Genomic DNA, 23,341 nt, shown 5'->3' with positions numbered 1-23,341 from the left:
CGGTCTCAAGGATGCTGCTCAAGGAAGGTTGCTGCGTTTTCCCGGGTGGTGACGAAGGCCGGCAACAGCTGAGTCTTGGTCACCGGTTTGCCTTGCTGCAGATCGACCGCGGTACGCAACGCGGTACGCCCCATTTCCACGGCTTGTTGCGTGATGGTCATGTCCAGTTTTCCATCGCGAATCGCTTCCAGGGCAGATGGCAAACCGTCATAACCGAACACCCAGACCTTGTGATCGATGTTGGCCACCTTTACCGCCTGAGCCGCACCGAGCGCCGGCGCATCGGAACGTCCGATGAACACGTTGATCTTCGGGTTCTTTTGCAGCATGTCCTGGGCGACCTTGAAGCCGTTGTCCTGCAGCCAGTCAGTCGGTTTGCGGTCGATGATCTTCATCTCCGGGGCCTCGGAAAGCACCGCATCCAGGCCTTTGGCCCGAGCGACTTCAGTGGAATCGCCAAGAGTCCCTTGCAGCAGGCCGATTTCAGCCTTGCCGCCCGTCAACTTGATCATTTGCCGGGCCAGCTCGCCCGCCGCGGCCAGGTTGTCGGTAGAGATGTAGGCATCGCATTCGACGTTTTTCGGAAAGTTGTCAATGCAGATCACCGGCACACCCTGCTGTCGCGCCAGGCGCACAGGCACGGCCGAAGCAGCGCTACCGGTGGCGGTGTAGAGCAGCACATCGATGCCTTTGCTCAACATGTCCTGAATCTGACTGACCTGGCGCGCGGGATCGGCCTGTGCATCGGCCACCAGCACATTCTTGATGCCGAGGGTCTTGGCTTGCTCCATGACACCGTCTCGAACCATCAGGTAGAACACCCATTGCAGGCTCGGGATCGACATCCCCACGGTGATTTCGTCCGTAGGTTTGCTTTGAGCGTAAGCACCGGCCGACATCAGGCAGCCCAGCAATGGCAACCACAGAAAACGAAGCGAAAAAGCAGACAGGTTCATGTTTCTTACCTTTTTATTGTGCGTGGAACGAGGCGGGTGTTGGTCAATGACCCGGGATCAGTCGGCCTTGCGCTTGAGCAAGTCGAGCATCACCGCGAAAGCGATCACCGCGCCGATGACCACTTGCTGGACGAAGGGAGAAATACCGGCCAGGTTCAGGCCGTTGCGCAAAACGCCGATGATCAATACGCCGATGATCGTGCCGACCACACTCCCCGCACCGCCCTTGAGACTGCCACCGCCGATCACCACGGCAGCGATCACATCCAGTTCGTAGCCGACACCCGCGCCGGCACCGGCGGTGTCCAGGCGGGACGTCATGATGATGCCGCCCAGGGCCGCACAGATGCCGGAGATGATGTACACCGCGCTGGTGTAACCCTTGACCCGGATACCGGCGAGCTTGGCCACCTTGCTGCTACCGCCGATGGCATACAGGCTGCGACCGGGCACCGTGAACTTGAGAACGAACCAGAACAGCAGTGCCAGCACCACGAAACAACTCACGGTGAGCGACAGCACGCCGCCATAGCGAATAACCGAGAGGTTGCTGAACCACTCCGGAAATCCGCTGACTTGCGCGCCGTCCGTGACCATATAGGCCAGGCCACGTGCTATGGACATCATCGCCAGCGTCGCAATGAATGATGGCAGGCCAGCCCGAACCACCAGCAAGGCCGTGGTCGATCCACACGCTGCACCAACGGCTATCGCTCCGAGCATGGCCGCCCACATCGGCAGGCCGAGAACCTGCTCGAGCCAACTCATGACCATGATCGCTACCGCCAGCACTGCACCCACCGACAGATCGATGCCACCGATGAGAATCACCAGCGTCATGCCCAGTGCCATGATGCCCAGCACCGTCACTTGATCCAGCACATTGAGCAGGTTGCTCAAGGTCAGAAAACTATCGGTAAAGAAGGTCAATACTGCACATAACAATAAAAGCCCGACCATCGGCCCCGCCACACTGTTATCCAGACCGACCCACTTTGGAACCGACCCGGGCAGTCTTGTTTTTGCCAACAACTGATTATTCATACCCACATCCACTTCTTATGTAATTGTTATAAGATCGAGCAGTACGCGCCAACTACGAATTAACGACCCAACTCCCTGTAACGCCCCTCCATATAAAGAAGTGGCTCGTCCAGTGGCTGCGTGATGACATAAATAACGTTGCCGATAATCACCGTGTGCGTGCCGTGTTCAATCTCCTGCACTACTTCGCAAAAGATCGCCGCCTGGGCGTCGGCCAAGTAACGAATACCGTGAACACCCGTGCGCCAGTCACCCTCGACAAAACGCCGTTCGCGCAGATCGGGCTGGCTGAATATTTTGCAGATCGGTTCGTGCTGACTTTGCAGCATGTTCACGCAGAACAGCCCGGAACGCTTGATGATCGGTGAGGCACTTGCGCTGCGATTGACACAGATCAGGGCCGACGCAGGGTCCATCGACACCGAGGAAAAGGCAGTCGCAGCCAGGCCGTGGGGCTGACCATCGTCATCAAGTGTGGTGATCAGGGTTATAGAAGAGGCAAAGCGGCCCATTGCCAATTTGAACTGACCGGCCAGGTCTATCGAAGGGGCGGCCTCTTGATATTGAACGCGCATAGCATAAACCCTCTTTTTATTGTGACTCACAGGCACTGGCTAGCATTATTAACAATCAACCGGACTTTTCTATTCGATTTTAGGAAATTGACTCTTCACCAAAGCTGAAAGATGAACCAAACAACAAACATATTTGAATTCGTTTCACAGACACCCTCAAACCCCTATTCCAAAGCGCTTGCGAACTTATTCACCTTATCCGTCGACTCTTTGATTAGATGGTTTTTACTGAATAATTGACTGATACTTTGACAGCAATAAAAAGCAACTTTCACGAGGCGAAATTCCCATGGTCGATCGATTGCAGGACATGCGGCTGTTTCGCCTTGTCGTTCAGACAGGTTCACTTTCAACGGCGGGTCGGCAAATGGGCCTGTCGCCAGCGGCCATGAGTGGTCGACTCAAGGCGATGGAGGACTTCTATGGATTGCGCTTGCTCAAGCGCAACACCCGAAGCTTGAGCCCTACCGCCGAAGGGCAGTTGCTGTTTGAAAATGCGCAGAGAATTCTCGAGGAGGTCGACACCCTCGACAGCATCATCAAAAACGGCCACAGCGATTTGCTGGGTACTATCGGCCTGACGTGCCCTACCGATCTGGGTCGGCAGTGGATCAGTCAACTGGTCGATAGCTTCATCAGCGAAAATCCCCATATCCGCATTCGCCTTTTTCTCACTGACCGCGTACTGGACTTTGTCGAGTCCGGCTCGGACATTGCAATCAGGTTCGGCGACCTTCCGGACAGCACACTTATCGCCCGCTCCCTTGGAGTGGACCGGCATATAGTTTGCTGTTCTCCGCAGTATCTTGAGCAGCACGGCGCACCGCTCAGCCCTGAAGACCTGCAGCATCACAACTGCCTGGTACACCTGAGTGCAGACTTCACACTTGATCGATGGAAATTCATGGATAAAGGCGTGCCGACCACCATTCAGGTCAAGGGCAATCGGCTGGCCAACGACGGTTTCACCTTGCGCCAATGGGGCGTTCAAGGCTTGGGGATCATCTGGAAGTCAGCCTGGGAGGTGGCGGACGACATACAAGCCAAACGGTTGGTCCCGCTGCTTGAAGACTATCAATGCCCCAGCACCGGGTTTCACCTGCTGACCGAGGGTGGAAAAAAGCTGCCGTTACGGGTCAAGACCTTCGTCGATTTTGCCGTGCAGTACTTCAAGAAACTCGACACGCCGTCCCGATACAACCTGCCCTTCCCCTGACAAGACCTGCTCAAGACATCGGCCTTGATCTGACGAACAGAGCACTGTTGGAGCCACCGTTGGAGTCCACAGGCGTGAGGCTTCTCGATACAGCGAAGCCCCCGTTCCATCTCAAAATCCTTCGACCGGCACCAAATCGGTCAGACCAGCACATCCGGGTTATTTGAAAACCGGCACGCTGCCTGAGCCGTCGGGCTTTTTCAGATACTCGCGCAACCGGGCGCCAATCTCGGCGATTTTCGCCTCCCCCGCCCGCAAGGCTTGCGGGTTGGTATGCACCGAGTAGTTGCCCAGTGCCAGTTCATGGGGATGGGGTAACGCCGAGCCGATCACGAAGACCGTGTCCTTGTGCATGGCCTTGAGCGTGACGGCACCGCTACCGGGTTCGAAGATCACCATTTCTCCTGCCATGACCACCCCGGGCGCGCCAAGGGATCCGCGGCTGACACTCAACCACAACGACTCATGTCCGTCGGGCGGTACATAGCTCCAGGATTCCCCGGCACGCAGCGTGACCAGCAGATAATTCATGCCGGCGGGAGCGCGGACCGGACTCTGAACGCCCTGATAGGTGCCGAGAATCACCCGCGCCGGCCCCACTTCGGGCATCGCGCCCGACTCCAGGTACTGGCTGTCGACACTGGCGTTTTCCAACGCCGGCGGCAGTGCCACCCACAATTGAAAGCCCTGGATCCGTTTCGATGTCCCCATCGACATTTCCTTGCCGTGCCAGACCCCGCCTCCGGCCCGCATCCACTCGACACCGCCGTAGTCGATCATGCCCTTGCCAGAATCCGCATCCTCGAAGCGCAGGTTGCCTTCAGTAATGACGGTGACGGTGGCGATGCCCGAGTGCGGATGCATGGGCATGCCGTTGATGAACGAGCTCTCACCTTCGAACAGATCAAGGAACACAAAGGGCTTGATCAGGTGGCCGAGATCACCGGGGCTCATCAACCGGACGATGGCGCCATGCCCGCTGCCTGTGGTGCGGTAGCTGATCGCCCGGTAAGTGTCGGTTTCACGCGCAGTGGCCGGAGCAACCGCGTTGTAAGGCTGTGGCAGAGCATTCATCAGGATCACTCTAAACAGGAGGCCTCGCGGCCCGATACCCCAGACAATAGAGCGAGGCCGATTACTTGATTAGCCGGTACAATTGGATTGCACTCGTCCACCCACGTCAGGAATGACCGGCCATGCTCGACCTCAATGACATCGCGATGTTTGTCCAGGTAGTCCGCTGCGGCAGCTTTGCCGAGGCGGCGCGCCGGCTGGGCATGCCGCCCAATACCCTGAGTCGCCGCATCCAGCAGCTCGAAGCGCACCTCGGCACACGGCTGCTGCAACGCTCGACCCGCAAGCTCACGCTCACCAGTGCCGGCCAAGGCTTTCACGAGCGTTGCGTGGGCGCCGTCGATGGACTGCTCGAAGCGGGACAAGCGTTGATGACCGGCAGCAACGAACCCAGCGGGCTGGTACGCGTGGCGGCTCCCGCTGACTTTTTCGACTTTTTCCAGATGGCGTGGGTGAGCGAGTTTCTGGCCGCGCACCCGCGCGTGCGGCTCGATTTCGTGCTCAGCGATGCGAAGGCCGACCTGATCGCAGAACAGATCGACGTCGCCTTTCGCGGCGGCCCCTTGCGCGATTCGGGCTTTGTCGGGCGCCAGATCCTTGATCCGCGCAGCGTCGGCATGGTGGCCAGTCCGGCCTACATCGCGGCGCGCGGCGCCCCCCGCACCCTGCAGGACCTGGCGGACCACGACTGTGTGATCTCCGCGCAGCCGGGCGGCCACGCCACCTGGCGCCTGGTCGGTCCCGATGGCGAGGAAGAAGTGCAGGTTACCGGGCGCTTCAGCGGCAATACCGCCCAGGCATTGCGCAAAGCCGCCGTGGCCGGGCTCGGCATCGCGTTGCTGCCGCCCGTAATGGCCAGGCTGGAGGTAGAGACCGGCGCACTGATCCCGGTACTGCCGCAATACCAACCCAAAGGCTATGGGCTGAACGTGCTGTATCCGAGCCGCCGCCAGCTGCCGCTGGCGGTATCGGCATTCATCGGGCTGGTGATCCAGAAGATGAATACGGCAGACGCACCGCAGGAGCCTCGCTAACCACCCCCGTTACTGGCACCCCATGGATCTGAACCGCGTGAGCACCTAGACTTTGTGCGCCCCTGCCCTCCTCGCCGATTGTTGAACGGGTCCCATGACTGAGCATGCCAAGTACCATCACGTGTCCGAAGTACCAGGCCTGGTCTTGGGTTCCGCACGCTTTGCCGATGTCGGCTTCGACCGCCATTACCACCTCGATTTCCACATTGGCTTTGTCACCGAAGGCATCCAGCGTCATCGTTCGAAAGGCGAGTCGTTTCTTTTGGGGCCGGGCCGTATTGCCCTGATGCCGCCGGGTGAAATTCACGATGGTGCGTCCGAAGGCGGCGGCGCCTATACGCTCAAGACGTTCCGCCTGTCGCAAGCACTGATCGCGGACATGACCGAGGAGATCAGCGGTCAACCGAGAGAACTTGAGTTGACCAGTGTGTTGCTGGAGGACGCGCGGCTTGTCGGCAACCTGCGCGGGCTGCACGAAGCGATGCAGCAGCACGTCAGCCCCGGCAGCCTCGCGGTGCAGGCGCAATGGATCACCCTGCTTGAACGCCTGTTGCGCCAGTCACGGACAATCACGCCCGAAAGCATTCCCGGATCGCTCTCAGCCCTGCAATGGTCGCGCGTCAGGGACTATTGTTTCAGTCACATCGATCAGCGCATCACGCTCGATGATCTTGCCGGACTGTGCGGTCTGGGCCGATTCCCGTTCCTCAAGCAATTCAAGCGGACCATCGGCATGACGCCGCACGCGTGGCTGCTTCGGCTGCGTCTGGAACGGGCGTGTGGCCTGCTATCGCGCAGCGGTCAATCGATCGTCGATGTCGCCCACGCCGTCGGCTTTTACGATCAGAGCCATTTCAACCGCGCCTTTCGCCAGGCATTCGGCGTCGCCCCCTCGCGCTACAGGACTTAGGGCGTCGCACAGGCGAGCGTCAATTTTTTACAAGCGCGACAACCGCCCCTCTCCCTAGGATGCGCCAATCCAGGCGAAACACCTTCGCCTGCGCAGCCGAGAGTTGGATGATGAACGGTGAAACAAGCAGAGCGCCCGCCCTGGGTTTTTCAAGTGACAACATCGCAGGCGCATCGCCGGAGGTGGCACACGCCCTCGCCAAACACAGCACGGGCCAGGCGGGGCCCTATGGCAGCGACGAGTTGACGGCGCAGGTCCAGCGCAAATTCAGCGAGATCTTCGAGCGCGACGTGGAGGTCCTTCTCGTGCCCACCGGCACCGCCGCCAACGGCCTGTGCCTGAGCGCGATGACACCACCCTGGGGAAACATCTATTGCCATCCCGCCAGTCATATCAACAACGATGAATGCGGCGCGCCTGAGTTCTTCTCCAACGGCGCAAAGCTGATGACCATCGACGGCCCGTCGGCCAAGCTGGACATCAACCGACTGCGTGAGCGCACCCGCGAAAAGCTGGGTGACGTGCACACGACCCAGCCCGCCTGCGTCAGCATCACCCAGGCCACCGAAGTCGGCAGCGTCTACACCCTGGACGACATCGCGGCCATCGGTGAGGTCTGCAAGTCGGCCTCCCTCGGGTTCCATATGGATGGATCCCGATTCGCCAACGCCTTGGTCTCCCTGGGTTGTTCGGCGGCAGAGATGACCTGGAAGGCCGGCGTGGATGCCCTGTCGTTTGGCGCCACCAAGAATGGCGTGCTGGCGGCGGAAGCCATCGTCCTGTTCAACTCATCACTCGCGACCGAGTTGAACTACCGTCGCAAGCGTGCAGGCCATCTCTTCTCCAAAATGCGATTTCTTTCGGCGCAGATCGATGCGTACCTGACCGATGATCTCTGGCTGCGCAATGCCCGCAAGGCCAACGATGCCGCCCAGCGCCTGGCGCAGGGGCTTGCCGGGCTGAGCGGCGTTGAAGTGCTGGGTGGCACCGAGGCGAATATCCTGTTCTGTCGGCTGGACTCTGCCGTGATCGATGCACTGCTGAAGGCCGGGTTCGTCTTCTACCATGATCGCTGGGGCCCTAACATCGTGCGTTTTGTCACCTCGTTCGCCACCACCGCCGAGGATGTCGATCACCTGTTGAGCCATGTGAGGCGAGTGGTGAGGTCGGTACACGCATAACGGGCGCAAGGCGCAATGACGGATGGCGGCGGTGCTCACTCTCAGTCGAATGAGCACCCGCCACTGCGGCGTCAGGCGTCTACAACTGGCGGTAAAGAATCATGCCCGCGTGATACAGAATCCCGTCGCGGAACTCCCCGTCAGCCGTGAAGCCGGTGTCATCGACGTACTCGATGTGGTCACCCTCCAGCCAATACCGCCCCTGGTAGGCACTCGTCTTGCGGCCACGGGCTTCATCGTACCGGCCACCCGGTAACAGCTCATGGCGGATGAGCCCGTCTGCCGTGACCCACAGACCGACGTACTTAGCCTGATCAGCGGATTTTTTCATCGTCATGTTCAAGTCCTCCATTCAGAACGCACTGGCGGTCGGGCGGACAATCAGTTCACTGACGTCCACATCGGCAGGCTGTTCAATGGCGTAAGCGATCGCACGAGCAACCGCCATTGCAGGGATGGCGATCTTGCGGAACTCGCGCATCTCCGCCCGCCCGCCTTCATCGGAAATGCTCTCGGCCAATTCGGACTCGGTAACCCCAGGGGAAATCACCGTGACACGAATGTCCCCGCCGACCTCCTGGCGCAACCCTTCCGAAATGGCGCGCACGGCAAACTTGGTCGCGCAGTAGACTGCCGCTGTCGGGCTCACGGTGTAGGCACCGATCGAGGCGATATTGATGAACTGGCCTGATTGCTGTTTTTGCATCAGTGGCAAACCGGCCGCGATACCGTGCAGAACCCCGCGAATATTGACGTCGATCATCCGGTCCCACTCGGAGACTTTCAGCGCCTCGAGTTTCGACAGCGGCATCACCCCGGCATTGTTGACGATCACATCGACCCGGCCATGCAGCTTCAACGCAAAGTCCACAAACCCTTGCATGTCGTCTCGGCGGGTGACATCCAATGCCTGGAAGTGAGCGACTCCACCGCTCGCGTTGATCTCACCACAGAGTATTTCGAGGCGCTCGGTACGACGTGCCCCGAGCACGACATGCGCCCCCTTGCTGGCCAACAGGCGCGCTGTCGCCTCGCCTATGCCACTGCTCGCGCCCGTGATCAGAACGACTTTTTTCGAGATGTTCGACATGACCTAATCCCTCACTTGAGTGTCTGGTGACGCGAGAGCGGTGTCTCGCTGCCAGTCCAGATTAGGGATAACGGCGGTCGGCCAGTTAGTCAGATCCTTCTGACAACTTGCCTGATCCTGTCGGGGAACACCTTACTTCGTGGTGTCGAGGACAAGCCTGCCCTGTAAATGCCGGCCCATGCTTTTCTCGATCGCCACTTTCGCCTCACTCAACGGGAATGCCTCGACGTCGACCCTGAGGCGTCCCTTGTCGAACAGTTCGGCAATCAGCGAAAGCTGCCGGCCATCCGAGCGAGTCGCAAAGTTGGCCGGGGTCACACCGTAGTCGTTGGCCAGGGACATGTTCGGCAGGCTCACGGGCGATACCAGCACGCCGTGTTTTTTCAGCACCGCAAAGGAACGGGTCTGTGTATCGCCGCCCACCAGGTCCAGTACCACATCGACACCGGACACCAGCTCTTCGAATGCCTGGGTGCTGTAGTCGATGGTGTAATCAGCGCCGAGGTCTTTCAGGTAAGCATGATTATGCGCGGACGCCGTTGCGTAGACTTCGGCCCCCAGGTACTTGGCCATCTGCACGGCCATGCTGCCCACGCCACCGGCCGCGGCATGGATCAACACTTTCTGTCGACGTTGCACACCCGCGTGTTCGGTCAGGGCCTGCCAGGCCGTCAGGGCCGTGGCGGGGACAGCGCTGGCCTGCAAGGCACTGAGTGATGTGGGTTTCAGCGCCAGTTTTGCAACCTGGGCGACGGCTTTGCTCGCATAACCCCCGACGATGTTGATGAAGCCGAACACTTCATCGCCGAGGCTGAACTCAGTGACGCCCTGCCCCAGCGCGATCACGGTACCGGCCACTTCAACCCCCGGGGTAAAGGGCAGCGGCAAAGGGATGAACGCTTTCATGGCACCGGAGAGGATCTTCCAGTCAATCGGGTTCACCCCGGCTCCGGCGACATCGATCAGCACTTCACCGACACCGGCCACCGGGTCGGCAATGTCTTCCAGACGTAAAACTTCAGGGCTGCCGTATTCGTACACGCGTATGGCTTTCATGGAGGTCTCGACTATCGAAAAAGAAGGGAGAAGAACATTGCGCTGCGAGGGGCTGGCCTTCGCAGCGCGGGGCTATCAACGACGGCGAGCGTCGATGCTGAAACGACCGGCACCGAAGGCCACGACCTGCAACAGGCCACCCGCCATCGCGATGTTCTTGAAGAAGTGAATGAACTGGTTTTGATCGCCCAGGGCGTTATGGAAAGCCAATGCGGTAAACACGCTGAACACAGCCAGCACAGCGGCAACGGTGCGGGTGCGGTAACCGGCGATCAGTGCCAGGCCACCACCGATTTCAACGACGATCGCCAGCGCCAGCGCCAATTGCGGAAGGGGAAGACCCACGGAGCTGATGTAGCCGACCATCATGGCCGGAGCGGCCAGTTTCGAAAAACCGGAGAGGATGAAGATTGCACTGAGCAGTACGCGGCCGATCAACGAGGCCGAGGCCTGGGTGACGTCGGAACGGCTCTGTTCAGCGGTGGCGGAATGAGCGATGTTTGCGGAAGTCGTCATGAGGCATTTCCTTCAATGGGTTGCGATTCGACATGAACCGCCCTGTTGAGGAAATGTTGCGCCTGGACAGCTCATCTGAATAGCCGACTAATTTAGATCATTAGATTCGATAAAATAGATAAGCTAATCACCCCATCGAAAGGGAGCTCAATCGTGCAAACCGCTGAGCGAACATCTGCAACAGGCCTGGAGGCCCACATTCGCGGTCAGCGCCTGGCCGCCTCCGACGAGGTTTTTTCCAACGATGTGCTGGTGCAGATCTTTACCCGCGAGCGGATCGAGCAAAGCGTTGTCGTTCCTGCCGTAGCTGAGCCGCTGATTGTCTGGGTACTTTCCGGGAGCGCCACCATTGAGGAACGGGAGGCAGGCGAAGCGTGGCGGGCGAGTGAAGTGACACAAGGGGATTTTTTCCTCACCACCAGCGCCATGCCCTACGAGATGCGCTGGCAAGTGACCAGTGCGGAGCCCTTTGTGGTGATGCATATTTACCTCGGCCTGCCCCTGCTTGAACGAGCGATCCAGGAAACCGGCAAACACGTCACCGGTTCGATTTGTCTGCGTGAAATATCCGGGGGGCGTGACGAGACTTTATCGTTGTTGTTCGAACAGTTCAGAGTCGAACTGCAATCCCGGGGAGAAACCAGCCCGCTGCTGATGCAAGGCATCGCCCAGTGCATCGCCGTGCACCTGGCGCGCCACTATCTGGATGCGCAAGCCGATAACATCGTTCAGCGCAACGCCCTGCCGGCCTTCAAGCTCAAGCGTGCGGTGACTGCGATGGAGGCGTCGCTGGGTGAGACGTTTTGCCTGGGGGATCTGGCCGACGCAGCCGGGATGAGCGAGTACCACTTCAGCCGCCTGTTCAAACGCGCCACGGGGCTTTCACCCTCGCGCTACTTCATCAGGCTGAGAATGACCAAGGCCAGGCAACTGCTGATCGAAACCGACATGAGCATCATCGATGCGGGACTTGAGGTCGGCTACAGCAGCGCCAGCCATTTTTCCCAGGCATTCAAACGGGAGGTCGGCGTCCCGCCCAGTCATTACCGCAAATGAAAACGCGGCACGGCGCTCGCCGTGCCGCCAGTACAACCGGCCAATCAACTGCCCACGGGAATGCTCATGCCGCCATCGGCCATGACCACCGAGCCGACTATGAAACTGGCACGCTCGGAGGCCAGGAACGCCACGATCTCGGCAATTTCATCGGGCGAAGCCGCACGGCCGATCGGTGCCGACTTGCCGTGCTCTTGCAGGAAGCCCGGGCCATCTTCCATGAAGTGATTGAGCAGATTGGTGACCACGTCGCCCACGCCAATCGCATTGACCCGAATACCGTGCTCTATCGCTTCCAGGGCCTGGGTTCGGGTCAGTTGAGCCAGAGCCCCTTTCGACGCGGTGTAGGCCGCGATGCCCGGGAACGCGAAGTAAGAGGCATAGGACGCGATGTTGACGATGGCGCCTGACTTTTGCTTCATCATTTCCTTCGCCGCTTCACGGGAATGAAGGAACGCGCCCGTCACATTGGTCTCCATCTGCCAGCTCCAGTCCTCGCGCGTCATCTCGACCAGAGGCTTGTAGATGATCCGTCCCGCGTTGTTGACCAGCACATCGAGTTTGCCGAAGTGCTGAACGGCCAGGGCAACCGCTTTTTCCGCCGAGCCATCGACCGTGATGTCAGCCACGAATGGCACCAGGCCCGGACGCTCGAGAGCGTTCACTTCAGGGTTGATGTCTTCGGCAATGACCTTGGCGCCACGGGCATGGAACAGCTCGGCGATGGCACGGCCGATACCGCTGGCGGCGCCCGTGACAATCACGACTTTGCCGGCAATCTCGTTGGGGGTAGCAATAAAATCAGTCATCTCGTTTCTCCTGGCAAGAGAGCAGCTGAACCATTCCAGCCGCTGCGCATACGCCGTATGCGGGTGTCGCTTTCGACGACTCAACTGTCGCCGATCACGGTTCGCCACTCTTTAGGAGCCTTGTTCAACCTGTCGCGGTTTTGCGCTTATCTGCCTGGTGTTTCATTTTTCCAGCACACCGGGCAGATGCATGACGCTATACGATGTACCGGGATAATATTGGCCATTACGTTCGAGGAAACAGGCATGATCTCTGACCCCGGAACACCGACACTGGACCAGCTGCGCGTGTTCCTGACGGTCGTGGAAGTCGGCAGTTTCGCCGCGGCGGCCAGAAAACTGCACCGGGCCACCTCGGTCATCAGTTACTCGATCGCCAACCTGGAAATGCAGCTCGGCGTGTCGCTGTTTGACCGTCAGACCACCCGCAAACCCCAGCTCACCGATGCCGGCCGCACAGTGCTGGCCGAAGCCAGGACCATCGCCAACGGTATTCATGGATTGCGCGCCAAAGTGAAGGGCCTGCTCCAGGGGCTCGAAGCCGAGGTTCACGTGGTACTCGATGTGATGCTTCCCCCCGAGCGCGTGGTGGACGCACTCAAATCCTTTCGCGAAGCGTTCCCCACCGTTGCCCTGCACTTGCATATGGAAGCCCTCGGCGCCGTCACTGAGCTGGTGATCAACCGTGGCGCGATCATCGGCGTCAGTGGGCCCATGAATGAAGGCATCGACGGTATCGAAAGAATGGGCGTCGGCAGTGTCGAGCTGATTCCGGTGGCCGCCCCGAATCATCCACTGGCATCGAGCGACTCGAATGCTCCGGGCGCCGGGCGAGAGTTCACGCAACTGGTGCTGTCCGACCGTTCGGTGCTGACCAAGGACAAGGATTTCGCCGTGCTCAGCAACCGCACCTGGCGGCTGGCGGACCTGGGCGCCAAGCACATGCTGCTGCGGGAGGGCATCGGTTGGGGCAACATGCCGGCCCCGATGGTCCAGGAAGATCTGCAGAGTGGCCGGCTCGTGCAACTGAACATTCCGGAATACAAAAGCGGCCAATATGCCTTCGACGTCATCTACCGCACGGATGTGCCACCGGGGCCGGCGGCGCGGTGGTTGATTGACCGCTTCGTCCAACAAGGCTCGGCGCAGGAGGCTTCGGCTTGAGGACGGGACTTGTCGATTTTCTGGAAATCCCGGGGGAACAGAGATTACGAAATATCTGTAGGAGCTGCCGAAGGCTGCGATCTTTTGATCCTGCTTTTGCGATCTGGAGATTGCTGAAGATCAAGATCAAAAGATCGCAGCCTTCGGCAGCTCCTACAGTTTCCCGGAATTACGTGATGAACCATTTTTTGACCAGACCGTGAACGTTCCAGGGCAACACCATTACTCACTTCAGATGGCATAATCGCAACCGGTTCATAACAGGTGCGTATCAATGACCGTCGAAAGCTACGACCAACTGGCGATCTTCTCGGCCGTGGCACAGGAGCGCAGTTTTACCCGTGCCGCCGCCAGGCTGGGTATGTCGCAGCCGGCCTTGAGTCGCGCCATGCGCCAGCTGGAGGATCGACTGGGTGTTCGGTTATTGTCTCGCACCACGCGCAGCGTTTCGCCGACTGAAGCCGGCGAGCATCTGCTGCGGGTGATCGCCCCCAGGTTCGAAGAGATCGACAACGAACTGGCCTTGCTCAGCGCGTTCCGTGACAAGCCGGCGGGCAAATTGCGGATCACGGCCGGCGAGCATTCAGCGATCACGGTTCTGCACCCCGTACTGGCCAAATTGCTGCCGGACTATCCTGACCTCAACATCGAAATCATCGTCGACTACGGCTTTACCGACATTGTGGCCGAAGGCTTCGACGCTGGCGTACGGTTGGGTGAGCAGGTCGCCAAGGACATGATCGCCATGCGCATCGGCCCCGACATGCGCATGGCGGTGGTCGGCTCCCCCGCGTATTTCACCCGATATTCAAAGCCCGTCGTCCCGATCGATCTGATGCAGCACAATTGCATCACCTTGCGCATGCCGACTCACGGTGGGCTGTATTCGTGGGAGTTCGAGAAGAATGGCCAGCCAGTGAACGTCCGCGTCGAGGGTCAACTGGTGTTCAACAACATTGCCATGCGCCTGCAGGCCGCCCTGCAGGGGTTGGGCCTGGCCTACATGCCGGAAGACCAGGTGCAGGAGCATGTAGCGCAGGGCCGGTTGATCCGCGTGCTCACGGACTGGTGCGAGCCGTTCTCTGGTTATCACCTCTATTACCCAAGCCGGCGGCAAAGCTCGCCGGCCTTTACCCTGCTGCGCGAAGCCTTGCGCTATCCGGGCTGATTGGCCTGCGTGGCGTCCAGCGCCTCGGCGGCGCGCTTGGCTGCTTCGGCATCCCCCTGATCGGCCAGTAGCCGGGTCAACTGACGCAATTGTCCGACAGTCAGGCCGACCCGCAGGCTGGCGGCCATGTGCGAGCGCAGTTGTGACTCTACGCCCGGCGTGGCGGCCAGCGCCGCGACGGTCGCCAGCTCCCGACTTTGCCAGTCAAGGTTGTCGCGCTCGAAAATGTCACCGAACAGATGCGTTTGCAGGTACTGATTGATGACTGGGACGAAGTCGAACAGCGGCCCCTGGACAGGCGCCCCGGCAATACGCGTCTGGTTGGCCTTGCCAACCGCCAGCAACTCATCGCCGACGGGAAGGGTGCGACCGGGCTCGCGCCCCGCAACATCCTCGATGCCCCGCTGTTTGCGTGCCTGGACCACATTCATCAACTCGCCAAGGGCATTGAGGCTGCGCGGAAAACCGCTGTAGGCGTAGAGCTGCACCAGTATTTCCTTGGCCTCGCTGACCGTCAGCCCTGCATCAAGTCCCTGGTTCAGGGCCGCATTGAGTCGGGGAATATTGCTCGTGGCCATGGCGGCGGCAATCAACGGGATGGCCTGCTGCCTTTCGGACAATGTCTCGGAAACGGGTGGCGTAGCAGGCAAGGATTGCGGCGCAACAGAACCCTGGGCGCTGTACTGGGCATCGGTGACCTTCTCCAGCCATTGCACGCTTTTGCCCTCTACCGAACCGGTCACGGCCAGGTGCGTCATGCGGCTCGCAGGAGCGGCACCATGCCAGTGCTTGACGCCCGGCGGGCAGACAATCACATCGCCTGGATGGATTTCCTGCACGGGCTTGCCCCACTCTTGCGTCAGGCCGACACCGGAGGTCACTACCAATCGCTGGCCGGCAGGATGGGTATGCCAGGCCGAACGCGCGCCCGGCTCGAAGGTGACGTAGGCACCGGACGCATTGTTCTCGCCCGTGGCAGGAAACAACGGATCGACGCGCACCTGTCCGGTGAAATAATCCGCCGGGCCGGCGACCGAAGCCTGGCTGCCTGCACGACTGATCTGCTGGGCGGCCCTGGGCTCACTGACACCGTCGGCCCCTGCTGCGCCGGCAAAAGGCGCCGCAGCGCACACCGCGATGCCAAAAAGCGTGTTTTTCATGATGAAGGATCCCTCGAGTCAGAGTGTTCTGGCGTAGAACGCGTTCAACTGGCCTATGGCGACGTCCACATACTCAGGCACCCAATAGGTTTCGATATGGGTCGCGCCATCGATCGTGAACAGTTTCTTGTCCCGGGTTCCAGTGGCCTTGGCGAACGCCTGCTCCGACATGTACAGGCTGTCGGCCTTGCTGCCGGCGATCATCAGCAAGGGTTGGTCGATCAGTTCGATCTGGTCCGTGGCATCGAAGCTCATCAGGTCCAGCAGGCTGCTCTGGGTGTAGCGGAAGGTCGAGTTCGGATGGGCGTGGGTCTTGCCGTAATACTCGAAACCCTGCCGATACAGATCGAACGGCAGCCTGGCGATCTGCTCATCGGTCAGCCTGGCGTCGCCAACGTAGAGCACCTCCCCGCCCGCCGCTTCTTGCGCGCGGGCGGCCGAAGCCTGTTGCAAGCGCTCCTGGATCGTCGACAGTTGCGAGTCCCGGTAGCCATTGCGACGTACCAGCCCGGAGTTGAACATGCTCAAGGTCGCGATCGACTGGAAGCGCTTGTCGGATTGCGCCGCCTTCAACGAATACCCCCCGCCGCCGCAGATACCGAGCAAGCCCAGTCGCGCGCTATCGACGCCCGGATAGCGGGCGATGAAGTCCGCCATGCCATGGATGTCCTCGATGCGGTACGCGGGCTTGTCGATGTTGCGCGGCTCGCCACCGCTGGCCCCCTGATACGCCGCATCCGCCGTGATCGTGATGTAGCCCTGATCGGCCAGGCGCTGGGCATACAGGCCGGCGACCTGCTCCTTCACCCCGCCATTGGGATGCGCCACGACGACGGCCGGGTATTGCTTCGTCGCGTCATAATTGGCCGGGGTGTAGACGTTGGCGGCGATGTCCAGGCCGTTGAGTCTGTAGGTGACCGGATGGATGTTGACCTTGCCCGGCTCGTTCTTCACCAGCGCGCCTGCGTAGGTCAAGGTGTAGGGATTGTGTTTGTAGTCTGCGGCCTCGGCGTCAACGCCGGACATGCCGATCATGGCGGCCATGAGTGTGGCCTTCAGCGTGGTTCGCATCTTGTGAATACTCCTGACAATTCCAGTTTCCAAGGGTGTGCGGCAGCGATTGCCCTGCTCGACATCAATCGAGGTTTTTCTCGGCGAGAAACTGCGAAACCAGGTCCGCGATCTCGACGTTGTTCAGGTCCGAAAACGGGAAGTGGCTGTTGCCCCTGATGCCGATCTCCGGCAGGTGAATGAGCCGCACGTCGCCGCCATGGCGATTCACGGTGTCTCGCCACAGTCGCGCCATCTCGAGCCGGGCACGCCAGCTGTCCTGTGCCGGTAAACGAACCGGCTTGTCGGGGATGTTGTCGCCGTAGATGATCAGGATGGGGATATGCGTCAGCGCTTCGAACTGCGCCTTCGATACGACCTGCGCCGAGAGCGTGTCGAACGCGCTGGGAATCGGCGCCGGCACCTCGCCTTCGGGAAACACGAAGCTGCTACCCGGCTCGAACGCGACGATGCCCCGCACCTGTTGGCTCTTGATCGCGGTCATCCAACCGGGTCCACCGCCCTGAGAGTGGGTAAACAAGATGGCGGGCCCGGTCTTGTCCAACAGCGCGGATACGCCATCGGAGGCGACTTCAATGTCATAAGGGCCGGTGTTGGGTGTCATCGAACGGAAGAATTGCTCCAGCGCCTGCGGCCCACGGGGGAACTGACTGCCCTCGAAGGTTTCGGGCCACTGTCCGATGCGGAACTGGTTGAACCACAGTTGCTCGTCCGGCACTGGCTTGATCGTCGTTTCCACCAGGCTGCGCCCCGCATCGCCACGGCGCGGTTGGTCAATCAGGTAGGTGGAGAACCCGCGCCGCAGGAAGATATTCTGGAAGCCTTCGCGGCCATCGGCCGTGGTTTCCCAGGACTTCGCCGATTGCCCTGCGCCATGCCACATGACGATGGGCAACGGATGCGCATCGACCGGTACCTGATAGAACGCGTACACATGGTCGCCATGGTAGGTCTGGCCATCAGGCATCAGCGGTTTGTAAGGATCAAAGCGACCCGGCTGGGTGATCAGTCCCCCGCCGGCAATCAGGCTTCCTTGATCCTTGATGATCAGCGGGCTGCGCTCGCTGCGCTCGTCAGCTTCCACGAGCGCCCCGCCGGTCAGGGTGAGGCAGAGCGTGCCCGCCCTGACGGCGGCATGTGCGTACTTGCGGATGGAATCCCGGGTCATGAGTGGCTCTCGATGTGTAATCGCAGAGAGGCAAACTACCGCCCAGGCATTAATTAATGAATAGACCCAATCGGATAGCAGTAATACCAAAAACACATAATTCTATTGATTGAGGCAGGTCCAGCCGCAGGTGGAGGATGCCCTGAAAGAGGCCTAATCTGAATAGGCACGACCTTGATCACGCCTCTCGATACAGGGGAAACGCAATGACGGGACAGACTGCACGCCAAGGCTCGTCATGGCTCCTGCTTTCCCTGCTCGCGGCCAATCTGGTGCTGACAGCCGGATGCTCAGGCAAGACCAACACGGCTCGCTATTCAGCCTCTAGCACCGGCTCAGCCTGCTATGCGAAAGCCCTCCCCACTGTCGGCGAAGGTGGCCTCGCCTGGGGCGACACGCTGAACATGGCTCGCCAGAAATCACTGAACAACTGCATCCGCTATGCCGGCCGATCAGGCGGCACGCCGAATACCTGCCAGGTGGTGTTGGCGGAATGCAAACACTGATAGAGCGGTTTTTCGTTTCTGCGTCGCTTTTGCATTTCTGTGCGACAGATCCCACTTCAGGGGCTCCCGTTTCACACGCGCATGGTGTTAGTTTTGAAATGTTTCTGATCAGACGATCAGATATTTCTTACAATCCGCCTGCAAAGGAATGCCCCCAGCAATGGATTTTTCATTCAAGCACCTGGCTGCGACCACCCTGATGCTCGCCAGCCTTTCGTCGTTCACCAGCGCTGCCCACGCCAACATCACACCGCAACAGAGCGCGATCATCCTCAAGACGTTCAATGATGCTTCGGTCAAGGATTTCCGCCAGTTCCTGCAAAGCCTGGCCAAGAGCGATGTCGCCAAAACCGACGACCTCGGCCCGGCCATCAGTGCCTTCCTCGGCAACAAGACGCTGTCCGCTGAGCAGCAGAACGAAATCCATCGTTTGCTCGGTCTTTACGCTCGGGTCAAATACGGCAGCGCGGCCACCGAAACCCTGAAGGAACTGGTGGCCATTCCGACCGTGCGCGTGGACGGCGTTGACCAGCACGACAATCCCGAATTCCTCAAGATTGCCGAGAAGATCAAGGGCCTCGCCCAGGCGTTCAACCTGAACTTTCGCAACATCGACAACCGCGTGTACGAGATCTCCCTCGAAGGCAAGGGCGATGAAGTCGTGGGCATTCACGCCCATGCCGATGTGGTGCCGGTGACACCGGAGAACTGGGTGCTGCAGGACGGCACCCGCCTCGATCCGTTCAAGGTCACCCTGGTCGGCGATCGCATGTATGGCCGCGGCACCGAAGATGACAAGAACGGCATCGTGGTGGCGCTCTACGCCATGAAGATCATCAAGGAGGAGCAACTGCCGCTGGCGCGCAACTTCAAGCTGCTGGTCGACACCACCGAAGAAACCACCGGTGATGCCATCCCCTACTACTTCGAGCGCAACCCGACACCCAACTACAACCTGGCGCTGGATGGCGGCTACCCGGTGGTGATCGCCGAGAAAGGCTACGGCACCGTCATGGCCAGCTTCGCCAAGCGTGCTGGCGAGGGCAAAGGCGCAGAAATCATTTCGATGACCGGCGGCCTGGCCACCAACCAGATTCCGTCGACATCGGTCGCGACCCTGGTGACCGACAAGCCCGCCGAACTGGCTGCCAGCCTGCAAAAGGCCGGCACTGAGTACGCCAAGCAAAATGGCGGCAACTTCGAATTGGCCGCCAAGGTCGACGGCAAGGACGTCAAACTGACGGTCACCGGCGTTTCCGCCCACTCCTCCGAGCCCGAGTCCGGCGTCAACCCGGTGGCCAGGATGCTCGACTTCATCAATAGCCTCGACGGCAAGGTCGCGCTCAAGCACAACCAGTTCACCGACGCTGCCCGCTACGCCGCCGACAACTGGGGGCTGGACTACCTGGGTGGCAAGCTGGGGGTCGGTTTTGCCGATGAGTTCATGGGCCCGCTGACCACTTCCCTGACCTATGTCGGGATGGATGACAAAGCCTTCAAACTCGCCGTCAACCTGCGCGTGCCGAAGGGCAAGACGCCGGAGGTGCTCAAGTCCGAAATCGCCACCAAGCTGGACGCCTGGAGCAAGAAAACCGGGATCGCACCGACCTTCGACCTGTCGATTGCCGAACCGATGTATCGCAACCCTGAGGGTGAATGGGTCAAGGCCTTGCTCGCGGTGGCCAGCGAAAACCTCGGCATGGAACACAAGTTCGGCACCTCCGCCGGCGCCACGTCCGTGCATGAATTGCCTAACGGCGTGCAATTCGGCCTGGCCATGCCGGACGTCAAGTACACCGGGCACAACGACAACGAGTTCAAGACGACCGAGCAGTTCCTGCTGGACTTGCAGATCGTGACCGAAATGATGGGCCGCATCGGGCAATTGCCGACGCTTTGATCGGTTCTTTCACTGGATTGGACTCGGACGCGGTCCCCTGTGGGAGATCGATTGCCAGCGATGGGCGTTAACGATAACGCGTGTTAACCGGATAAACGCGGCGCACGTGAGTCCATCGCCAGCAATCGAGCGTCGACCGGCTGTTCCTACAGTTTCAGCGTGGGCACGGCCCCCTGTGGGAGCTGGCTTGCCTGCGATGGTCGTTAACGATTACGCGGGCGAACTGGATAAACGCGGCGTATCTGAGTCCATCGCCAGCAAGCTGGCTCCTACAGTTTTCGGGAATGCTTGAATAACCCTTCGCCCCCGGCCCCAGGCATTGCAGTGACGTCAATGCCACTGGAAATATCCGGTGGGCAAAAAACCAGATTGCCATGTGTTCCCTTCGTTCATTCTTGCGTCGCACTGTTCATTGTCCGTTCCCTGTACGTCTGGAGTTTCCCCCATGCCCTCGCCTAATTCCTTGCCCGCTGCGCTGCTGGGCCTGGCCCTTGTTTGTCCGGCCATGACCGAGGCTCAGGGCCTTGAACTGGGGCAAGTGCTGATCGGGGCCGAGGACCAGAGTGACGAAGACCAGGGGATCGAGGACGCCAGGGCCCGGCTGGCCCAGGTACCCGGCGGTACCAATGTGGTCGACATGCGCCGTCCGCTGCAGGGCCGTGTCGCGAGTAACCAGGATGTGCTGGCTTATCAGCCCGGGATCTATGCCCAGTCGGCGGGCAATGAGGGGGTGAAGATCTCGATCCGCGGATCGGGCATCAACCGTGCACCGGGTGCCCACGCCTCGGGGCTGTACACAATGCTCGACGGTCTGCCGCTGACCGGCCCTGGCGGCACGCCTTATGAACTGCTGGAACCGCTGTGGCTCGACCATGTGGAAGTGTTGCGCGGTGCCAACGGTTTCGACCGCGGTGCCCTGGCCTTGGGCGGGGCCATCGATTACGTCAGCCATACCGGCTACAACGCGCCAAAGTTGCAGGTACGCTACGCAACGGGCAGTCACGGTTATCAGCAGCGTCAGGTCAGTTCCGGACAGGTGCTGGGTGACTTCGATTACTACGTGGCCATGACCGACGCAAACGCCGACGGCTACCAGGACCACACGGCCAGCGAGAGCCAGGGCGTCATCGCCAACTTCGGTTATCGCTTCAACCCGAACCTGGAAACACGCTTCTACCTGCGCCATCGCCAGACCGACAACGACCTCGCGGGACGCGTGACCAAGCACTCCATCGAGCACGATCCACGGGCGGCCAACCCCGCCTACGTGGCGCGGGACGATCGCCGCGACGAGCCCGGCAGCACCTTTATCGGCAACAAGACCACCTGGTACCTCGATGACGATTCGAGCATCCAGACCGGCCTGGTCTACCACGACTACCCCATGGACTTGCGTGAGGGGCCCAACCGCCTGAAGGTGGCGTACACGGACGTCAGCGGCACGTTCGACTACAATCGCCGCGACACCCTCTGGGGCCTGCAAAGCCAGAGCACCCTGGGCCTGCGGGTGACCAAACACCTGCCCAACTCAGGCGCCAGCGAGTTCGTGCGCATCCCCACCGGCAACACCGCCGGTTACGCACCGGGCACGCTGATGCGCAACTTCACCTACCAGGGCTCGGACACGGTCCTGCATGTCGGCAACGACCTGGAGATCGCCGACGACCTGTGGCTGACCACCGGCCTGGCCGCCATCTACACCCGCCGTGAAAGCGACGTCACCTATCCGCAGGAAGGCGGCAAGACCAGCCTGCACGACTGGGACTATGCCCCGCGCGTGGGCTTGCGCTACCAGCTGACACCTGACCTGCAACTGTTCGGCAATCTCAGTCGCTCGGTCGAGGCGCCGCACCCCTGGTCGCTGATCTATAGCTCAAACATTCGCTTCCCCGCCGGCAGTGGCCCTGCCACAGGCGCCCAGCGCGACCCGGTCAAGCTGCAAAACCAGACCGCCACCACCCTGGAAATCGGTGGTCGCGGTGACAGCACCCTGGGCCAGTGGAGCCTGGCCTGGTACTACGCCCAGGTGCACCACGAATTGCTCTCGGTGTTGCCGGACGCCAACGCCATCACACCGTACGAACTCAACGCCAGCCCCACCGTGCACCAGGGTGTCGAAGCCAGCCTGCTGAGCCCGCTCTGGTCGCCGGGCGATGGCGGCCAGTTGAGCCTGCGCCAGAGCTACACCTTCAGTGACTTCCACTACCGCGACGATGACCGCTTCGGCGACAACCGCCTGCCGGGCCTGCCGATGCACTATTACCAGGGCGAACTGCGCTACGACTGGCCGCAAGGCTTCTTCGCCGCGGTCAACACGCAATGGGTGTCCAAGGTGGCGGTCGATTACGCCAACAGCTACTACGCCGATCCCTACGCCATATTCGGCGCGACCCTGGGCTACAACGCGCCCAAGGGCGACTGGCAGACCTGGCTGGACCTGCGCAACCTGACCGACAAGCACTATGCCGCCACGGTCACGCCGGGCTACGACGACAAAGGGCTGGACGCGGCCCGCTCCACACCCGGCGAGGGCATGGCGATGTACGTTGGGGTGTCGTGGAGCCTGCTCTGAGATAAACCTCTACAAGGGGTGTTGGTTGTTCACGGAATCGATTCACCTTGATTATTCGGCAAATATAGATAGCTGACTAATTACAAGCTCAACTATGATGAGCTAACTACTCCGC

At 60.4% G+C, this 23,341-nt stretch carries 22 protein-coding genes; 10 read left to right on the top strand and 12 right to left on the bottom strand.

What is annotated here, in order from left to right:
• Positions 1–5 precede the first annotated feature (5 nt).
• From ACEN83_RS12870 to ACEN83_RS12860, 3 genes are read right to left on the bottom strand one after another with little or no spacing between them, the layout of a single operon-like run.
• Positions 6–956, bottom strand: coding sequence for a sugar ABC transporter substrate-binding protein (locus tag ACEN83_RS12870; RefSeq protein WP_007979547.1), 951 nt, complete (start codon positions 954–956; stop codon positions 6–8).
• A gap of 57 nt (positions 957–1,013) precedes the next feature.
• Positions 1,014–2,000 carry an ABC transporter permease gene (locus ACEN83_RS12865; RefSeq protein WP_495580514.1) on the bottom strand — a complete coding sequence of 329 codons (987 nt, stop codon included), beginning with the start codon at positions 1,998–2,000 and terminating at the stop codon, positions 1,014–1,016.
• A 59-nt stretch (positions 2,001–2,059) separates the two neighbouring features.
• Entirely contained in the window at positions 2,060–2,575 is a 516-nt protein-coding gene (locus tag ACEN83_RS12860; protein WP_102699744.1) for a flavin reductase family protein, read from the bottom strand.
• Positions 2,576–2,864: 289 nt separating this feature from the next.
• Between ACEN83_RS12860 and ACEN83_RS12855 the strand changes: the two genes are divergently transcribed.
• On the top strand, positions 2,865–3,791 hold the full coding sequence (locus ACEN83_RS12855; RefSeq protein ID WP_495580513.1) for a LysR family transcriptional regulator: 927 nt from the start codon (positions 2,865–2,867) through the stop codon (positions 3,789–3,791).
• A gap of 159 nt (positions 3,792–3,950) precedes the next feature.
• On the opposite strand, the gene ACEN83_RS12850 is transcribed toward ACEN83_RS12855, so the two are convergent.
• Positions 3,951–4,865 (bottom strand): pirin family protein, encoded by a 915-nt coding sequence (locus ACEN83_RS12850; protein ID WP_495580512.1) that lies wholly within the window; start codon positions 4,863–4,865, stop codon positions 3,951–3,953.
• A 122-nt stretch (positions 4,866–4,987) separates the two neighbouring features.
• Between ACEN83_RS12850 and ACEN83_RS12845 the strand changes: the two genes are divergently transcribed.
• From ACEN83_RS12845 to ACEN83_RS12835, 3 genes are all read left to right on the top strand, one after another.
• Entirely contained in the window at positions 4,988–5,899 is a 912-nt protein-coding gene (locus ACEN83_RS12845) for a LysR family transcriptional regulator (protein WP_495580511.1), read from the top strand.
• 145 nt (positions 5,900–6,044) lie between these two features.
• Entirely contained in the window at positions 6,045–6,809 is a 765-nt protein-coding gene (locus tag ACEN83_RS12840; RefSeq protein ID WP_495580510.1) for a helix-turn-helix transcriptional regulator, read from the top strand.
• 59 nt (positions 6,810–6,868) lie between these two features.
• Complete coding sequence (locus tag ACEN83_RS12835; protein WP_495580509.1) at positions 6,869–7,990, top strand: threonine aldolase family protein; 1,122 nt, start codon at positions 6,869–6,871, stop codon at positions 7,988–7,990.
• A gap of 79 nt (positions 7,991–8,069) precedes the next feature.
• Here the strand turns inward: ACEN83_RS12835 and ACEN83_RS12830 are convergent, their stop codons facing one another.
• From ACEN83_RS12830 to ACEN83_RS12815, 4 genes are all read right to left on the bottom strand, one after another.
• On the bottom strand, positions 8,070–8,327 hold the full coding sequence (locus ACEN83_RS12830; protein ID WP_495580508.1) for an Atu4866 domain-containing protein: 258 nt from the start codon (positions 8,325–8,327) through the stop codon (positions 8,070–8,072).
• Between the two features lie 15 nt (positions 8,328–8,342).
• Positions 8,343–9,080 (bottom strand): SDR family oxidoreductase, encoded by a 738-nt coding sequence (locus ACEN83_RS12825; RefSeq protein ID WP_217838112.1) that lies wholly within the window; start codon positions 9,078–9,080, stop codon positions 8,343–8,345.
• Between the two features lie 132 nt (positions 9,081–9,212).
• Entirely contained in the window at positions 9,213–10,136 is a 924-nt protein-coding gene (locus tag ACEN83_RS12820) for an NADP-dependent oxidoreductase (RefSeq protein WP_495580507.1), read from the bottom strand.
• 75 nt (positions 10,137–10,211) lie between these two features.
• Positions 10,212–10,652: a DoxX family protein gene (locus tag ACEN83_RS12815; protein ID WP_495580506.1), complete on the bottom strand. Its 441-nt coding sequence runs from the start codon at positions 10,650–10,652 to the stop codon at positions 10,212–10,214.
• 153 nt (positions 10,653–10,805) lie between these two features.
• Between ACEN83_RS12815 and ACEN83_RS12810 the strand changes: the two genes are divergently transcribed.
• Positions 10,806–11,708 carry a helix-turn-helix domain-containing protein gene (locus tag ACEN83_RS12810; protein ID WP_495580505.1) on the top strand — a complete coding sequence of 301 codons (903 nt, stop codon included), beginning with the start codon at positions 10,806–10,808 and terminating at the stop codon, positions 11,706–11,708.
• Positions 11,709–11,752: 44 nt separating this feature from the next.
• Here ACEN83_RS12810 and ACEN83_RS12805 read toward each other — a convergent pair whose 3' ends face one another.
• Positions 11,753–12,517 (bottom strand): SDR family NAD(P)-dependent oxidoreductase, encoded by a 765-nt coding sequence (locus ACEN83_RS12805; RefSeq protein ID WP_258685773.1) that lies wholly within the window; start codon positions 12,515–12,517, stop codon positions 11,753–11,755.
• Between the two features lie 246 nt (positions 12,518–12,763).
• On the opposite strand from ACEN83_RS12805, the gene ACEN83_RS12800 reads away from it, so the two are divergent.
• Entirely contained in the window at positions 12,764–13,681 is a 918-nt protein-coding gene (locus ACEN83_RS12800; RefSeq protein WP_495580504.1) for a LysR family transcriptional regulator, read from the top strand.
• Between the two features lie 274 nt (positions 13,682–13,955).
• Complete coding sequence (locus ACEN83_RS12795) at positions 13,956–14,849, top strand: LysR family transcriptional regulator (RefSeq protein WP_218481929.1); 894 nt, start codon at positions 13,956–13,958, stop codon at positions 14,847–14,849.
• Here ACEN83_RS12795 and ACEN83_RS12790 read toward each other — a convergent pair.
• The 3 genes from ACEN83_RS12790 to ACEN83_RS12780 all read right to left on the bottom strand — a co-directional run bounded on the left by ACEN83_RS12790 (position 14,837) and on the right by ACEN83_RS12780 (position 18,248).
• Complete coding sequence (locus ACEN83_RS12790; protein WP_495580503.1) at positions 14,837–16,009, bottom strand: (R)-mandelonitrile lyase; 1,173 nt, start codon at positions 16,007–16,009, stop codon at positions 14,837–14,839. The genes ACEN83_RS12795 and ACEN83_RS12790 overlap by 13 nt on opposite strands.
• Positions 16,010–16,027: 18 nt before the next feature.
• A complete protein-coding gene (locus ACEN83_RS12785) occupies positions 16,028–17,080 on the bottom strand; it encodes an alpha/beta hydrolase (protein WP_495580502.1) in 1,053 nt (350 codons plus the stop codon).
• Between the two features lie 64 nt (positions 17,081–17,144).
• A complete protein-coding gene (locus ACEN83_RS12780) occupies positions 17,145–18,248 on the bottom strand; it encodes an alpha/beta hydrolase (RefSeq protein ID WP_493727724.1) in 1,104 nt (367 codons plus the stop codon).
• A gap of 206 nt (positions 18,249–18,454) precedes the next feature.
• Between ACEN83_RS12780 and ACEN83_RS12775 the strand changes: the two genes are divergently transcribed.
• The 3 genes from ACEN83_RS12775 (at position 18,455) to ACEN83_RS12765 (ending at position 23,226) form a co-directional block, all read left to right on the top strand.
• Entirely contained in the window at positions 18,455–18,754 is a 300-nt protein-coding gene (locus ACEN83_RS12775) for a hypothetical protein (protein ID WP_495580501.1), read from the top strand.
• Positions 18,755–18,914: 160 nt separating this feature from the next.
• Complete coding sequence (locus tag ACEN83_RS12770; protein ID WP_495580500.1) at positions 18,915–20,654, top strand: dipeptidase; 1,740 nt, start codon at positions 18,915–18,917, stop codon at positions 20,652–20,654.
• Positions 20,655–21,099: 445 nt separating this feature from the next.
• Entirely contained in the window at positions 21,100–23,226 is a 2,127-nt protein-coding gene (locus tag ACEN83_RS12765; protein ID WP_495580499.1) for a TonB-dependent receptor family protein, read from the top strand.
• Positions 23,227–23,341: the final 115 nt, after the last annotated feature.

It is taken from the genome of Pseudomonas sp. Pseusp49, from assembly GCF_059491875.1.
The sequence above is the reverse complement of the archived record's forward strand: the minus strand, read 5'-3'. Positions and strand labels throughout refer to the sequence as shown.